General features: G+C 33.1%; 13 protein-coding genes. 6 read left to right on the top strand and 7 right to left on the bottom strand.

What is annotated here, in order from left to right; genetic code table 11:
- The first annotated feature begins 20 nt into the window (after positions 1 to 20).
- Positions 21 to 1,001 (top strand): dipeptidase, encoded by a 981-nt coding sequence (locus HNQ03_RS03160; RefSeq protein WP_173778201.1) that lies wholly within the window; start codon positions 21 to 23, stop codon positions 999 to 1,001.
- Positions 1,002 to 1,042: 41 nt separating this feature from the next.
- Here the strand turns inward: HNQ03_RS03160 and HNQ03_RS03155 are convergent, their stop codons facing one another.
- The 3 genes from HNQ03_RS03155 to HNQ03_RS03145 form a co-directional block, all read right to left on the bottom strand.
- The gene (locus HNQ03_RS03155) at positions 1,043 to 2,299 is read right to left on the bottom strand and encodes a hypothetical protein (RefSeq protein WP_173778200.1); all 1,257 of its coding nucleotides are present in this window, start codon (positions 2,297 to 2,299) and stop codon (positions 1,043 to 1,045) included.
- A gap of 30 nt (positions 2,300 to 2,329) precedes the next feature.
- Positions 2,330 to 4,102 carry an aminopeptidase P family protein gene (locus HNQ03_RS03150; protein WP_173778199.1) on the bottom strand — a complete coding sequence of 591 codons (1,773 nt, stop codon included), beginning with the start codon at positions 4,100 to 4,102 and terminating at the stop codon, positions 2,330 to 2,332.
- 93 nt (positions 4,103 to 4,195) lie between these two features.
- Entirely contained in the window at positions 4,196 to 5,224 is a 1,029-nt protein-coding gene (locus HNQ03_RS03145) for a threonine aldolase family protein (RefSeq protein ID WP_173778198.1), read from the bottom strand.
- Positions 5,225 to 5,355: 131 nt separating this feature from the next.
- On the opposite strand from HNQ03_RS03145, the gene HNQ03_RS03140 reads away from it, so the two are divergent.
- The gene (locus HNQ03_RS03140) at positions 5,356 to 5,979 is read left to right on the top strand and encodes a DUF4082 domain-containing protein (RefSeq protein WP_173778197.1); all 624 of its coding nucleotides are present in this window, start codon (positions 5,356 to 5,358) and stop codon (positions 5,977 to 5,979) included.
- 87 nt (positions 5,980 to 6,066) lie between these two features.
- A complete protein-coding gene (locus tag HNQ03_RS03135; RefSeq protein ID WP_173778196.1) occupies positions 6,067 to 6,720 on the top strand; it encodes a metal-dependent transcriptional regulator in 654 nt (217 codons plus the stop codon).
- Positions 6,721 to 6,775: 55 nt separating this feature from the next.
- On the opposite strand, the gene HNQ03_RS03130 is transcribed toward HNQ03_RS03135, so the two are convergent.
- Positions 6,776 to 8,143, bottom strand: a complete 1,368-nt coding sequence (locus HNQ03_RS03130) for a tetratricopeptide repeat protein (RefSeq protein ID WP_173778195.1) — start codon at positions 8,141 to 8,143, stop codon at positions 6,776 to 6,778.
- 35 nt (positions 8,144 to 8,178) lie between these two features.
- Entirely contained in the window at positions 8,179 to 10,815 is a 2,637-nt protein-coding gene (gene gyrA, locus HNQ03_RS03125) for a DNA gyrase subunit A (RefSeq protein ID WP_173778194.1), read from the bottom strand.
- A 147-nt stretch (positions 10,816 to 10,962) separates the two neighbouring features.
- Here gyrA and HNQ03_RS03120 point away from each other — a divergent pair, with 147 nt between their 5' ends.
- From HNQ03_RS03120 to HNQ03_RS03110, 3 genes are all read left to right on the top strand, one after another.
- Positions 10,963 to 11,277 carry a DUF4286 family protein gene (locus tag HNQ03_RS03120; RefSeq protein WP_173778193.1) on the top strand — a complete coding sequence of 105 codons (315 nt, stop codon included), beginning with the start codon at positions 10,963 to 10,965 and terminating at the stop codon, positions 11,275 to 11,277.
- Positions 11,278 to 11,345: 68 nt separating this feature from the next.
- Positions 11,346 to 12,839, top strand: coding sequence for a sodium/proton antiporter NhaB (nhaB, locus tag HNQ03_RS03115; protein ID WP_173778192.1), 1,494 nt, complete (start codon positions 11,346 to 11,348; stop codon positions 12,837 to 12,839).
- 113 nt (positions 12,840 to 12,952) lie between these two features.
- Complete coding sequence (locus HNQ03_RS03110) at positions 12,953 to 13,981, top strand: YncE family protein (RefSeq protein ID WP_194305148.1); 1,029 nt, start codon at positions 12,953 to 12,955, stop codon at positions 13,979 to 13,981.
- 137 nt (positions 13,982 to 14,118) lie between these two features.
- Here the strand turns inward: HNQ03_RS03110 and HNQ03_RS03105 are convergent, their stop codons facing one another.
- Together HNQ03_RS03105 and HNQ03_RS03100 are read right to left on the bottom strand one after the other, a co-directional pair.
- Positions 14,119 to 14,616, bottom strand: coding sequence for a GNAT family N-acetyltransferase (locus tag HNQ03_RS03105; protein WP_173778191.1), 498 nt, complete (start codon positions 14,614 to 14,616; stop codon positions 14,119 to 14,121).
- A 24-nt stretch (positions 14,617 to 14,640) separates the two neighbouring features.
- A complete protein-coding gene (locus HNQ03_RS03100) occupies positions 14,641 to 15,159 on the bottom strand; it encodes a DUF421 domain-containing protein (protein ID WP_173778190.1) in 519 nt (172 codons plus the stop codon).
- Positions 15,160 to 15,426 lie beyond the last annotated feature (267 nt).

Genomic DNA, 15,426 nt, shown 5'->3' with positions numbered 1-15,426 from the left:
TTCAAACATAAATAAAAACCATGAGCGAACCCATCATCGATCTTCACTGCGATCTACTAAGCTATCTTACCAAAACGAATGCTACCATATATGATACATCAGAAATTGGTTGCGCAATTCCCTATTTGAAGTCGGGGAATGTGAAGTTGCAAACCATGGCGATATTTGCACCGGTGGAAGCAAAAAGCCACGAATTTGGTTTGCAACAAAGCGAAATCTTCCATAAGTTGAATGAAGAAGATAATGAATTGTATCGTTTTGAAAAGCAGCATCTATCCACTTTTGAAACCGAGGAAAACATAGCAATGATTGCTTCTATAGAAAGTGCGTCTGCTTTTTGTGATGAAGAATTGCCCCTGAAAAAAGGTTTTGAAAACCTAGAAAGAATTATTGATAACGTAGGAAATGTCTTGTACATCAGTTTCACCCATCATGCAGAAAATCGTTTTGGCGGTGGAAACTATGCCACTGCTGGTTTGAAAAACGATGGAAAAGCCTTGATCGATTACCTATCTGATCGTGATATTGCCATAGATTTTTCGCATACAAGTGATGCTTTGGCTTATGATATTTTGGACTATTTGAGCAAACAAAATTTGCAAATACCTATTCTTGCCAGTCATTCCAATTACCGTCCGATATTTGATCATCCGAGAAATTTACCAGATGATCTTGCAAAAGAAATCATCCATAGAAATGGTGTTATTGGTTTGAATTTCGTGCGCGCTTTCGTAAACCTAGAAAATGAAAATGCATTGACGAATCATTTGCAGCACGGTGTAAGTTTGGGTGCCGAACATGCAATTGCCTATGGCGCAGATTATTTTTACACCAAAGGAACTACAGATTTAGGAAGATTGCCTTTCTATTTTCCCGCGCACGAGAATGCAGCTTGCTACCCAACATTAAACAAAGGATTTGAGGAACGCTTTGGAAAAGAATTGGTTGAGAATTTAAGTTTTAATAATGCGAAACGATTTATAGAGCGTTTGTGGGCCTAGGATGAATGGCTGCAGAAATGAAATACATCTGTTACTTATTACTATTCCATATTATACATCTCTGAAATTTTTTCTGGATTGGCGTAAAGATAAATCATCAAATAGTGAAGCGTATCAAAATTGCTGGTAAAATTATAAACGGGTGTACCATCTGTGCTTGCAACGGCAAATGCGCCATCAAATCCATTCACGTTTGCAGAAAAAACTACTGCATATTCAGTTTTGATGGCTTCTAAAGCTTGGATATCTTTTGCAGAGATTCCGTTTTTTGTAAGTTGCGTATTGGCACTTTTCACATAAAGATCTGCGGCACAAACTGCATCCATCTTGCATTTAGCTTTGTACTTCTTTAGCTCGTTGTTTAGAGAACCACTGGTAAATTTTATAGTAAGATAATCTATGTTGTGCATTAGCTGATACAAAGTGTTATTGAAAAAATACCTCATTTCAGCTTTTTGTATTTCGGAAGCTTTTAGTTTTTCAATGTTTTTCTCGGTAATATTAATCCAATTGTACGCTGTATCTTTTGTTGCAAACCAATCTGAAGAGTACATCTCTCCTATTTTCACACCAGAGTTGATGTTGTCTTTTATGGTATTGGACAGAATATCCAAACCATCTATGGTAGATTTTGGACTAGAAGTATCTACCAAACAATTCAATCTGCCTTCACAATCAAAGGTGTATTGTACAAGTTCTGCGACAGATAATTCTGCCACTTCAATGGGAACATCTGCAATAAATTTGTTTATATTTTCATTGTAAGGATTCAAAAAATTCATTCTAAAATTCTGAATATTTTGAAAATCATTTCTATCGTTGTACAAAATATCATAAGCATAAGCCATAACGGAAACCGTTTGTGCTGTCAAACTATTGGGCATTTTTTTTGCTAAAGATTGGTATTTCAATACATCCGGCGAAGATGTTCCATAATCAGACATCAACTGCATTAGCAGTTCGTTTTCATACTTTTCATTATCCGCAGACTTAATTTTTTGCAAAGATGCAGCAAATGCATTTTGAAAAGACTTAAAATTTCCCTTCGGTTTTTCTGCCCATTCATAATAGGAAGAAAGAGCTTCTAGCAAAGCTACTTTGCTGCCTAAAGTCGCCTTTCCGTCATTTATTTTGGATAAAAAACTGGTTGTAGAAATTCCTTTCTCACTGATGCTTTCATATTGATTGTCGCCATTTTCTCTATACGTAGTAGTGAAATTTAATCCAGACAAAAAACTAGAATCTGCAAAAGCTGGTGTATAAAAAAACAATGCTAATACTACAACTACATATTTCATAAACCTTTGATATTATTGTATTTAATACTTTTAAATCGCTTTTACCTGCTCCAAAAACCATTCTTTCACTTCGCCTTCCAAACTATTTTCTAGTTTCTCTTGGCACCAATTATGGTAATTATTTAACCATTGGATTTCTGATTCTGTCATTATTTCTAAAGCCAAAACATTTCTATCAAAAGGGCAAATAGTTAAGGTTTCAAAATCGTAGAAAGTACCAAAATCTGTGGTTTCTACTTTCCGAACGGCGATTAAATTTTCATGACGAATACCATAATGATCATTATAGTAGAATCCTGGTTCGTTAGACAAAACCATTCCGGGAATTAATTCCTGATTGTTCATATCTTTACGGATGTTTTGCGGACCTTCATGCACATTCATAAAACTTCCAACACCATGTCCCGTTCCATGGTTATAATCTTTGCCTTCTTTCCAAAGTGCCATTCTCGCAAAAGCGTCTAATTGCACACCACGCGTTCCTTTTGGAAATTTAACCATAGAAAGTTGTATCATACCTTTTAGAGCTAACGTGCAATCTATTTTAAATTGTTCCGAAGCTGTTGCCAATGCAAAAGTTCTGGTAATATCTGTCGTACCTTCCAAATACTGCCCGCCAGAATCTACCAAAATAGTATCTTCTTTCGTCACTTCTTTGCTTCCAATTTCTGGAGCAGAATAATGCATTATGGCACCATTTTCTTTAAAACCAACGATGCTACCAAAACTTTCGCCAACAAAGTTTTTCCCTTCTGCACGAAATCCACGTAGTTTTTCGCCGATAGAAAATTCATTCATTGTTTCATTGCCAACATTTTTTGTAAGCCAATGTAGAAATTTCACCATCGCAACGCCATCTCTTTGCATCACAATTCTAAAACCTTCTAGTTCGGTATCATTTTTTATGGCTTTCATTAAATTTCCTGGAACTGGAGCTTTTATAAAGGTATTGTTTTCTTTTAGATTTTCAAAAATAGATTGGTTGCTATTCGGCGAAATCAATACTTTTTCGTTGGAGTAGTTTTTTAAATCTTTCTCAAAATATTCATAAGGAAAGACTTTCACCCAAGCATCATCTAGTTGTTTTCTAGCATCTACATCTAATTTTTCTACATCTACGAAAAGTTTAGTTTCATTTTTAGTTAATATAATGTAAGCTAGAAATACTGGATTGGATTGTACATCGCTTCCACGTAAATTTAAGGTCCAAGCAACGTCATCCAAACTTGAAATAATATGAATAGATGCATCTAAAACGAGCATTTCATTGCGGATATCATTCAATTTATCTGCAACAGATTTTCCGGCTCTTTCTATTGGTTGCGTGTAAATAGGATTTTTTTGAAGATTGGAATTTCTATCTTTCCAAATTTCTTTTAATAAAGGAAGATCTACTAATTTTCTATTTTTTGAATTTAATTTCTCACTCAAAAGTTCCCAATTTGCATGAGAAGTTGCGATTGCATTTACGGCAACAGTCCCGTTTTCTGGGATTTCCGAGATGATCCAATCTATATAATTAGGCGTTCCATCCATACCATCTTTAAATAAATCTATACCAGAACCTGCTAATTCTTTGGGAGCTTGCACAAAATATCTACCATCTGTCCACAAACCTGCATTTTCTTTCGTAATTACTACAAAACCAGCCGAACCTGTGAACCCTGAAAGCCATGTTCTTTCTTGCCATTCTGCTGGCAAATATTCGCTCATGTGTGGATCTGCGGAATAAACGATGAATGCGTTGATGTTATTTTCTGTCATTTTCTGACGAAGAAGAGAAATTTTTTCTGCGGAAGTCATAGAATTTATTATTTGAGTGTAATTTACAAAGAAAAATAGTTTTTAGAAATTAATTTAAGGACAATTTTTATAATGGATTGAATTAAGGATTGATTAAAATTCTTGGATTTTATTCGTTAATTGCTCAACAGCAATATCTTGAGTTTGCCAAGATGTGATGATTCTAATAACAGAATTTTGTTCGTCTATTTTTTTCCAGACATAGAAATCAAAGTTTTCTGCTAAGCTTTCTATTTGTGCAAGATTTAAAATTGGAAATAATTGATTGGTGAAATTTTCTGTGTAGAAAAAGATTCCCTTATTTGCGAAAGCTTCTTTTATTTTCATCGCGTGATTATTGGCTTTCTTGGCAAGTTGAAAATACAAATTGTCTTTCATCAATTCTAAAAATTGAATACCCAAAAGTCTACCTTTTGCGAGCAGTGCGCCTTTTTGTTTGATGTGAAAATCAAATTCTGGTTGCAAATTTTTATTATTAATGATGATTGCTTCGCCTAAAAGTGCACCATTTTTAGTACCTCCGAGATAGAAAGCATCAGTATATTTTGCGATATCTTCTAAAGATAAATCTGTGTTTTCTGCCATTATTGCATTTCCTAACCTTGCACCATCCATAAAAAGATAAAGCTCATTTTCCATACAAAAATCAGAAAGTATTTGCAATTCATTTTTAGAATAGGTAGTCCCAATTTCTGTAGAATTTGAAATATAAACCAACTTTGGCTTTACTTGATGAGGTTTATTTTGGTGCGTATCTATAATGTCTTGAATTTGCTTTGGATTTATTTTACCATCTTCCGTTGGAATAGATATTATTTTGTGCCCAGTTGCTTCTATCGCAGCAGTTTCATTATTTAAGATATGACCAAGATCTGCAGAAATTACGCATTCATGAGGACGCAAAAAAGCAGAAATTACAATAATATTTGCTTGCGTACCACCGGAAACAAAATATACTTTGGCGTCATAATTTTTAATATTTTTCTTTATTAAATTTTGCGCTTCGATACTGTAATCGTCTAATCCATAGCCATTTTGCTGGTGCTCATTTGTTTCTAATAATGCTTTTAAGATATTTGGATGGCAACCTTCGGAGTAATCGTTTTTGAATGAATATTTCATCAAGTAAAAATACAAAAATAGAGGAAAAACACCTATTAAAAAATAGTGTTTTCACTTAAATAATTTATGCTTAAAAGCTGAACCTTTGCAGTAGAAATTTAAATCTATAAAAACCAACTAAAAATTTAATTATGAAAACAAACACATTTTCAACCTCAAAAAATTTATTTAGCAAGATGCTACTGATATTCGTATTCATGTTCGCTCTAGAATCTTGTAGAAAAGATAACGACGAACTTATAATACCAACAGTCGTTTATGCAGTAGAAAGCCCCATGTCTGCGTACATGGCAAGCTTGAGTGATACTACTCCTAATACTGTGAATGGTGCAAATTACGAAGTAGGAGTGGTAATTTCCCCAAAAGTACAAGGGAATTTGAATGCATTACAAATAAAACTACCTATTATAAATAATGCAGTACGTGTAACTATTTGGGATACTTCTACACAAGCTATAATTAGAACTGAGGTAGTAGACGTAAATGCAAATAACACCGTAATTACAAAAAATATTGCCGCACTTGCTTTGCAGAAAGACAAACAATATACCGTGACTATGAATGTAGCTGGTTATTATTACTATGGTAGTTCTGCAGGTCCAGCTTTAACTAGCTATCCCTTGACAATTGGTAATATTATCTACAATAATTTTATATATGGTACTGGTGTTGCTGCTGCAGCTGCATATCCTACTATAACAAGTGCGGGAGAATATGCCGGAGAATTAAATGTAGTTTTTCAGCAAACTCCTTAAAAAAACTATTTTAAAATAATTTAGATCCCAGAAACCTGGGATTTATTTTTTTTAGTGTTAGTTTTGCATTTAATATAATCTAACAATTTGAAAAATACCACCACAGAAGAAAATTATTTGAAAGCTCTTTTCCATCTTTGTAGTGATGATAAAAAAGTGACCGTAAATGAAGTGAGCAAATTTTTAGATTTAAAAATGCCTTCTATTAATAACATGATGAAAAAATTTCATGAAAAAAAATGGGTGATTTTTGAAAGTTACAAACCCATAATCGTGACGGAGGAAGGGATGAAACAAGCTGCATTAATTGTAAGAAAACATAGATTAACAGAAATGTTTTTGGTAGAGAAAATGAATTTTGGTTGGGAAAACGTACATGAAATTGCAGAACAACTAGAACATTTACAATCTGAAATATTCTTTGAGAAAATGGATGAAATTTTGAACTTTCCAAAATTTGATCCTCATGGAGAAGCAATACCAGATAAGGAAGGCAATATAATATCACAAGATTTACTTAAATTGAGCCAATGCAAAGTAGGAGATATTGTCATATTTAAGTCTGTAACTTTCTCTGATTCAGATTTTTTGGAATATTTGAATGATAAAAAAATACAATTGGGCTGTAAAATTGAGGTTTTAAAAATAGAAAATTTTGATCACAGTGTTTTAGTCAAAATAGATGGGAAAAATTCGACTTTCAGTGGAAAAGCTTCCGAGAAACTGTTGGTGAAAAAATAAAAAACAGCGTAATAAAAATTACGCTGCTTCTAAAAAATAACTTAAAATAAGATTATTATTTACTCATCGAGTTTTCTTTTTCTTTAAATTCTTTAAATTTTGCATCGTTCCCACTTGTTTGATAAAAGTTTTTCAATAGAGAAACTATTTCCACATTTGTAGGATCTGCTTGGTACCATTTTTCTGCATTCGGAATCGCATTTATAAATCTTTCTCTTCTTGCTTTCAAAATTTTGTTGGCTTCTTCCATATTGCCAGATTTTTTCATTTTGCCATACTCTTCAATCGTTTTAGCATCGTCTCCAATTTCTAAATAGGTTAAATTTCGATAAGCATCTTTCATTTTTGGGTCAATCTCTATCGCTTTAGCATAAGATTTTTTCGCGTCATCTAGCATTGTAGCATCATTACTTTGCATCACGCCAAGATTGAACCAATTGCTTGAATCATTAGGATTTTGAGCCAAAGTTTGTTTCAAACTTGCAATAAATTTACTTGTTTTCCCGGTTTTAAATAAAACAACACCTTTTTGAGTTGCTAAATAAGAGTTTTTAGGAAATTTTTGTAAACCTTTGTCTATCGTTACCAAAGCTTCATCATACAATTTACCTTCAATTTGTATTTTAACAGCAGCATCATACAAATCACTTTCTATACTTTTGCTTTTTTCAGTTTTAAATTCACTGTAGGTAGAATTCTTTTTTAATTGTTCCCAAACTGCTTTGCTATAAGGTTCAACTTTGCCATCTTTATCTTTAGCAGTGTAGGTAGTTTCTACACCATCATAACCACCATTTAAAAGCTGTGTGAAAAGTCTATTTGCCTCGGAATAATCATTGGCTAAACCATAACTTAAAGCTGCATTGTACAAATATTGTTTATTTTCTTGTCCTATAGATTTCATGAAGTTATAAACTTCTTTAAATTTAGGACCAGCAACATTATAGTTTTTGGAATTGTATGCATCAACTGCTTCCTGGTTAGATTTTTGCAGCAATGGACCAACAAACTGTTTTATTGTTTCCAATGTTTTTGGTTGGTAAGTTTCTTCTTTCAAACCAGCAACGCCAGAAGCATCTGCATCTGCTTTACCAATATAATATACTCTTTCTTTATTTGAATTTTTCCCAGTGTAAATTTTATTTTGCCCTAATTCGGATATTTTTCCAATCATTTCTGCAGCTTCTGCAGATTTACCACTTTGTAACAAAATAAAGCCTTTGGAAAATAGATATTGCTCTTGAATTTCTGGTTCTAATAAATATAACTTTCCGTTTAATTTTGCGTCAGCAGCTTCAATTTGAGTTTTAGCAGTTGCTATATCTTTTTTTGAAACAGCGTCGTTTGCAGCTTTAATTTCTTTCTCTTGTGCAAATGCAAACGTTGCAGAAAGTACTGCTATACTTAAAATAATTTTTTTCATAAGAATTTTAATTTGTTGGATTTTATTATTAAATTTTAAACTTCATCAGATTTATCATCATTTTTAGACTCTTCTTCCTCCTCCTCAATAGTTTCTAAAACTTCTGGATCACCCAAATTTGTGAAAGAATTATCTCCGGTTTGCTCTTCTGTTTCAAATTCTGGATTGTTGCTATCTGTGATTTCATCTCCTTCATTTTCTTCCAATTCTTCTGCAACTTCTTTGTCCATTTCTATTTTTGCAATTGCAGCTATTTCATCGTCTTTTTTAAGATTGATCACTTTTACACCTTGCGTATTTCTACCCATCACTCTCATTTGATCCATGCTCATTCTAATAGCCACACCAGATTTATTGATAATCATCAATCCATCATCATCTGTTACAGATTGTATGGCAATAAGATTACCTGTTTTTTCGGTAATGTTTAGTGTGATAACACCTTTTCCACCACGATTGGTTTCTCTATAATCTAGAACTGCGGTTCTTTTTCCGTAACCTCTTTCAGAAACTACCAAAACGGTATCATTTTCCATGTCGTTCACAACGATCATTCCAATAGCTTCATCACCTTTCTCAAGAGAGATACCACGTACACCAATGGATCCACGACCAACTGCTCTTGCTTTTTCTTCTGGAAAACGGATGCATTTACCATTTTTGGTTGCAATCATTATCTGGGAAGTTCCATCCGTCAATCTTGCGCTCAATAGTTGATCATTTTCACGAATTTCAATTGCATTTACACCATTAATTCTCGGTCTAGAATACGCTTCCAAAGAAGTTTTCTTCACGGTACCATTTTTGGTCAGCATTACAACGTTCATTTGATTAATGTATTCTGTATCCTTTAAATCATTGGTACGGATATATGCTTTAATTTTATCATCTGGTTCTATATTGATCAGATTTTGTACTGCTCTACCTTTGGCAGTTTTAGAACCTTCTGGTATTTCAAAAACACGCAACCAGTAGCATTTTCCTTTTTCTGTAAAGAAAAGCATATATTGATGGTTTGTTGCAGAAACAATATATTCTAAGAAATCTTCTTCTCTTGTAGTTGCACCGCGATTTCCTACACCACCTCTACTCTGAATTTTATATTCAGAAAGCGATGTTCTTTTCACATATCCTGCGTGAGAAATAGTTAAAACTACTCTTTCATTTGGAATAAAATCTTCTATGGACATTTCTCCACCAGAAAAATCTATTTCTGTACGTCTTTCATCTCCATATTTTTCTTTCATTTCCAGCATTTCGTCTCTGATGATTTGAAATCTACGAGCTTCATTTGCCAAAATATCGTCTAGATCTGCAATCATAGCCATTATTTCGTCGTATTCTGCGCGGATTTTGTCCAACTCCATTCCGGTAAGACGCGCCAATCTTAAATCTAAAATTGCTTGTGCTTGAATTTCAGAAAGCTCAAATTCTTTTATCAAACCTTCTTTTGCTTCAGCTGGATTTGCACTATGACGAATGATGTAGATTGCTCTATCCAAATCATCTTGCGTACCAATCACCTTCATGAAGCCTTCTAGAATATGCGCTCTTTCTTTCGCTTTTCGAAGTTCATATTCTGTTCTTCTTACTACTACCACATGACGATGATCCACAAAATGATGAATCATATCTTTCACATTTAATTGTACTGGTCTTCCGTGTACCAATGCAATATTATTAACGCTGAAAGAAGTTTGTAGCGCAGTATATTTATACAAAAGATTAAGAACTACATTTGGTATTGCGTCATTTTTCAATTCATAAACAACACGCATTCCGTTTCTATCAGATTCATCACGTATTTCGTGAATTCCAACCAATTTTTCGTCTTTCACCAAATCTGCAGTACGGATAATCATCTCCGCTTTGTTTACCTGGTAAGGAATTTCTGTAACGATAATGGCATTTCTATTGCCAATCTCTTCAAAATTTACTTTTGCACGAAGCACAATTCTACCTCTTCCTGTATGGAAAGCATCTCGAACACCTTCATAACCATAAATAATACCACCTGTAGGAAAATCTGGCGCAATGATGTGCTTCATCAAATCATCAATAGATATTTCGTTATCATCTATATAAGCGCAAATTCCATCTATTACTTCTGTTAAATTGTGCGGTGCCATATTTGTAGCCATCCCAACTGCAATACCGGAAGCACCATTTACCAATAAATTTGGAATTTTGGTTGGCAAAACTTTAGGTTCCGTAAGGCTATCATCAAAATTATTTTGAAAATCTACGGTATCTTTATCTAAATCTCCTAAAATGTCATCTGCAATTTTTTGAAGTTTTGCTTCTGTATAACGCATTGCTGCAGGTGGATCTCCATCCATAGAACCAAAATTTCCTTGGCCATGAACTTGTTGATATCTCAAACTCCAAGGTTGTGCCATTCTCACCATCGCATCATAAACGGAAGTATCTCCGTGTGGATGGTATTTACCAAGCACTTCCCCTACTATTCTTGCAGATTTTAGATGTTTTTTACTGAAGAAATTTCCCAAACCGTACATTCCATATAAAACCCTTCTGTGCACAGGTTTCAAACCATCTCTTACATCTGGTAATGCTCTAGAAACGATAACAGACATAGAATAATCTATATAAGAAGATTTCATCTCATCTACAATATTGATAGGTATTAACCTTTCTCCTTCTTTCTCCATAAATATTTTTTAATTATTTGATAATCAGTAAGTTTTAAAATTTAAAAAATTCATTTTTATTTTAATTAAACTGACGGGCTAATTTACAAAATATTTACCGATTTTTGCCCAATATATTTTCAAAAAAACACTTAAAAAATTAATTAAATGAGCCTATTAAGTCTAACTTTTCATACGAACCAAGATAATCTAGAAAATTTTGAAATTTATACTCAAAAAGAATTAAAACAACTGGTAGAAAATTTGTACCAAGTAGAAAAATATTATTTCTCCGAAGTGGCGAGTGATTACATCACAGAAGGAAAAAATTACAATCTACTATTAATTTTTGATGATGAAAATTTGCGGGAAGAATTTATAGTAAACGAATTGGTAAATATTTCTGAAATCATTTCTAAAAAATTTGGTGAAGCTGTAATCATTTTTAAAACCGAACTGAATTTACAATATTCTAGAATATAGGGAAATTTGACCTTTCTTAAATTGAGTTTTTGTAAATTTGCCGACTTATAAAAGTTAAAATTATTTTCATGTTTAAAAGTTTTCTGGGCAATAGTCCATCTTGGTTCAAATTTACAATTCTCGGCTTATTGGTCTTAAATATGTTGCTCTTTTTTGGGTTGCCGCTTTTTATGGATATCCATGTTGCCCATCAAATAGTTTCTTGGTTGTTCATCGCAGAATTTATTTTCTGTTTGGGTATGGCTTTAAAATGCTATCCTTTGCAAAGTGGTGGTTTGTTGGCAGTTCAAATTGTAGTTCTAGGATTGACGACGGCAAAAAATGCGTATCTAGAAGTAGGTGCAAATCTAGAGGTTTTACTTCTTTTGCTTTTTATGATTGCGGGAATTTATTTCATGAAACCACTATTAATGTATATTTTTAGCCGTGTTTTTGTGAAGGTAAAATCCAAAATTTTACTTTCATTTTCTGTTGTTTTTATCGCAGCCTTGCTTTCAGCATTTTTAGATGCATTGACAGTAACTGCTGTTTTGATAAGCGTTTGTGTAGGATTTTTTGAAATTTATCATAAAATACGATCAGATTATTCTGCAGATTATAATCATGATGGTATACCAGATAGTGAAGAAATAAAGGATACATTGGTACAGTTTCGTTCATTTTTGAGAAGCATCATCATGCATGGTGTTGTAGGAACTGCTTTGGGTGGTGTAATGACCTTAGTTGGTGAGCCACAAAATTTATTAATAGGCGAAAAGATGGGCGAAGATTTCATTGCATTTTTTGTGCATATGGTACCTGTTACTATTCCAGTTTTCATTTGTGGATTGCTTACTACCATCTTATTAGAAAAATTTAAAATTTTTGGATATGGCGCCGAATTACCTTCAAATGTAAGAACAATAATCGAAAATTACACCGAAGAAAATTCTGCAAAACGTTCTAAAGCAGATAAATATGGGTTGATAGTTCAAGGTGTTGCCGCAGGATTATTGGTAATTGCTTTGGCTTTGCACATTGCACCCGTTGGATTTATCGGTTTGGCAATTATCATCTTGCAAACAGCTTTTATGGGAATTACGGATGAACATGCCATAGGAAAAGCGTTCACAGAAGCATTACCTTTTACTGCTTTGTTGGTAGTATTTTTTGTAATTGTTTCTATGATTCACGATCAGCACTTATTCAAACCAATTATAGAATTTGCTTTAGCACAACCTATTGAACAGCAACCTTCTATATTTTATGTAGCCAATGGACTATTATCTGCAATCAGCGATAATGTATTTGTAGCGACGGTTTATATCAATGAAGTTCATGGTGCATTTGAGCGTGGCGAAATAACGGAAGAGCACATGCATCAATTAGCAATAGCCATCAATACTGGTACTAATCTTCCAAGTGTTGCAACACCAAACGGACAAGCCGCTTTTCTATTTTTATTGACTTCTTCTTTAGCACCATTAATTGATTTATCGTACGGAAGAATGGTGAAAATGGCGCTTCCTTACACCATCGTTTTGGGTGGAATTGGTTTGCTGTGTGTTTATCTTTTTATTTAATTAAAGAAAATTCGAGATAATTAATTTTTGATAAATATTTAAAATACATTTCTTACGTATATATTTCTTAGTAAATACGTAGATCTGCAAATGACTATTTAAAAAAAATAATTATGAAAAAAGTATTATTATCTGTTCTTTCAATTGTAATGTTTTCTGCCTTTTTAGTTTCTTGTAACAGCACAGAAGATGAAATAATTGCACCTCCAAAAGTATTTGAAGAAAATGTACTGATTGCAAATCGAAATGCAGGAAGCGTAAGTTTTCTAGATGCCAAAACCAATCAGGTATTAAAAACATTATCAATTCCAGGAGCTGCACCAATGTATGTAGTTTATGTTCCAACGAAAGATAAATTGTATGTTGGCGATGCATTTCAAAATAAAGTGCACATTATTAACCCAAAAACAAAAGAGGTAGAAAGTTCTATTAATGTTGGAGTTGGCGTTTTTCACATGTGGGCAGATGGTCTTGGGAAACAACTTTGGGTAGTAAATGATGTAGATAAAACCATTTCCGTAATAGATTTAAATTCCAATACCGTTGTGCAAACCATTAATGTTGGCTTTGTTCCTCATGATGTATTTTTAAATAGTGATGGAACAAAGGCTTATGTTTCTATTTTAGATTTTAATCCGTCTATGCCAGATAGAGTTTTCATGTATTCAACTTCTACCTTTGCAAAAACCGGTGAAGTGAATGTTGGAAAAGATCCACATCTTTACGCGCTACCTTCTACCAACAAATTATATGTTCCCTGTCAAGTTTCTAATCAATTTTATACTTTGAATGCAAATGATTTTAGTTTAATATCAACTACTACATTGGTTGGTGCTCACGGAATAATACCTTCTCCGAGCCAAAGTACGCTTTTTGTAACCAATTTTACGGGAAGCCAAGTGTATTCTATAAATTCCGCAAATAGTGCATTAAACGGAAGTGCTGTAAGTACTTTGAGTGCAATTCCACACAATGTAGTAGTGAATGAAGCAGGAAACAAAATGTTTGTTACACATTCTGGTTCTATGTCGAATACGGTTTCTACCTACACAATTAATGGAAATATAATAACACCAGAAACTACAATTACTACAAATACAAATCCTTTTGGATTAGCATATTACAAAAGAGAAGTAAACTAAATTCTACTATATTTTTGAAATTTATTTAGCTATAATTTTAAAAAGCCAATCGCATAAAGTGATTGGCTTTTTAAAATTTTATGTGGTACATTTAATTACAAAATCAAATATTCGCAAATTCTCAAATTTATAAATTTTCAAATTCCTACAGTCGTACTTCTTCTTTCCATCAAAATAATATCTCGCCATTTCCCATTGGATTTACCTATTTTTTCTCGATTTCCAATAATTCTAAATCCTAATTTTTCGTGCAAGTGAATAGAACCTGTATTCTCCGGAAAAATTCCACTTTGCAAGGTCCAGAATCCATTTTCTTCGCTATCTAAAATTATTTTTTCCAAGAGAATGGTACCCAAACCTTTCCCGTGATTGTCATTATCTACATAAATGCTCAATTCTGCCACACCTTGAAAGCATTCACGAGAGCTGACCTTCAGCAAAGCGCACCAACCAACCACTTTATCATTTTCATCTAGTAGAGAAAAACGGCATTGGTCCACATGTTCTTCATCCCACTGTTCCCAAGTTGGAATATGCTGATCAAAAGTGGCATTTCCGCCATCAATTCCTTGCTGGAAAATTTGCAAAACGCGTGTAGCATCTTTGGGAAGCATTGGTCTTATTTTGTAGTTCATTTCTTTATAAAATTATTCTAAAAATTAATATTTGTGGCTTTTTCTTGGGAATTTTCTTTTATGATGTGTAAATTTAGTTTGATTGTTTTCTATATCCATTGAAATTACGCTAATATTACCATCAACTTCCAAAACAGCTAATTTCACATCTCCTATATTTTCTACGCCATGTTCGCGAACGACTTCTTCTAATTCATCAAAACTTACTTGCTGTTCTTTCATTTTAATATTATCTACTATTCCGTCTTTAATTAAAACAACAGGATCAGATTCAATTAAACTTTTAATTATAGGATTTTTAAAAATTATTTTTTTTACTAAAAAATTTAGAGCAAACAGAACAGTTGCTGCAACCAAACCGCCTTCTAAAGAATTGTTGGAACCCACCATCGCATTTTGCACCGCATTGGAAATAAGCAAAAGCAAGACAATGTCTCCCGCATTTAGCTGTGACAGTTGGTTTTTACCAAAAATTCTGATTGCAGCAAACATGAAAAAATAAACGGCAATGCTTCGTAAAGCTACATCAAGAAAGGGATTCACTGTATTTATATTTAAAAATTAAACCACAAAATTTACTCAATTAACGATAACTATTTGGCACTATTTAAAATTAAAATCCATCGAATCTTCAATCTGATAAAATGTCGTAAAATCAAGCTTTTTAAAGAAATTTGAACTTCGTCTACTATTAAAAAATAGTTTCTTAATTCCCTTAATGAGAACAAACTTGTTTGTTCCTTATTTAAATTCTTCATGTCCTTAATTCCTTAACTGCCTTAACGGTAAAAAATCCGCAGTTCATAAAAA

It is taken from the genome of Frigoriflavimonas asaccharolytica, from assembly GCF_013294015.1.
GTDB classification, from domain to species: Bacteria; Bacteroidota; Bacteroidia; order Flavobacteriales; family Weeksellaceae; genus Frigoriflavimonas; species Frigoriflavimonas asaccharolytica.
The sequence above is the reverse complement of the archived record's forward strand: the minus strand, read 5'-3'. Positions and strand labels throughout refer to the sequence as shown.

What these genes read in the sequence shown, in the direction of transcription:
- HNQ03_RS03105 (WP_173778191.1), bottom strand. Translation starts at nt 14,616, where the DNA reads ATGAACTACAAAATAAGACCAATGCTTCCCAAAGATGCTACACGCGTT.
- HNQ03_RS03145 (WP_173778198.1), bottom strand. Translation starts at nt 5,224, where the DNA reads ATGAAATATTCATTCAAAAACGATTACTCCGAAGGTTGCCATCCAAAT.
- HNQ03_RS03130 (WP_173778195.1), bottom strand. Translation starts at nt 8,143, where the DNA reads ATGAAAAAAATTATTTTAAGTATAGCAGTACTTTCTGCAACGTTTGCA.
- HNQ03_RS03160 (WP_173778201.1), top strand. Translation starts at nt 21, where the DNA reads ATGAGCGAACCCATCATCGATCTTCACTGCGATCTACTAAGCTATCTT.
- gyrA (WP_173778194.1), bottom strand. Translation starts at nt 10,815, where the DNA reads ATGGAGAAAGAAGGAGAAAGGTTAATACCTATCAATATTGTAGATGAG.
- HNQ03_RS03120 (WP_173778193.1), top strand. Translation starts at nt 10,963, where the DNA reads ATGAGCCTATTAAGTCTAACTTTTCATACGAACCAAGATAATCTAGAA.
- HNQ03_RS03110 (WP_194305148.1), top strand. Translation starts at nt 12,953, where the DNA reads ATGAAAAAAGTATTATTATCTGTTCTTTCAATTGTAATGTTTTCTGCC.
- HNQ03_RS03140 (WP_173778197.1), top strand. Translation starts at nt 5,356, where the DNA reads ATGAAAACAAACACATTTTCAACCTCAAAAAATTTATTTAGCAAGATG.
- HNQ03_RS03155 (WP_173778200.1), bottom strand. Translation starts at nt 2,299, where the DNA reads ATGAAATATGTAGTTGTAGTATTAGCATTGTTTTTTTATACACCAGCT.
- HNQ03_RS03150 (WP_173778199.1), bottom strand. Translation starts at nt 4,102, where the DNA reads ATGACTTCCGCAGAAAAAATTTCTCTTCTTCGTCAGAAAATGACAGAA.
- nhaB (WP_173778192.1), top strand. Translation starts at nt 11,346, where the DNA reads ATGTTTAAAAGTTTTCTGGGCAATAGTCCATCTTGGTTCAAATTTACA.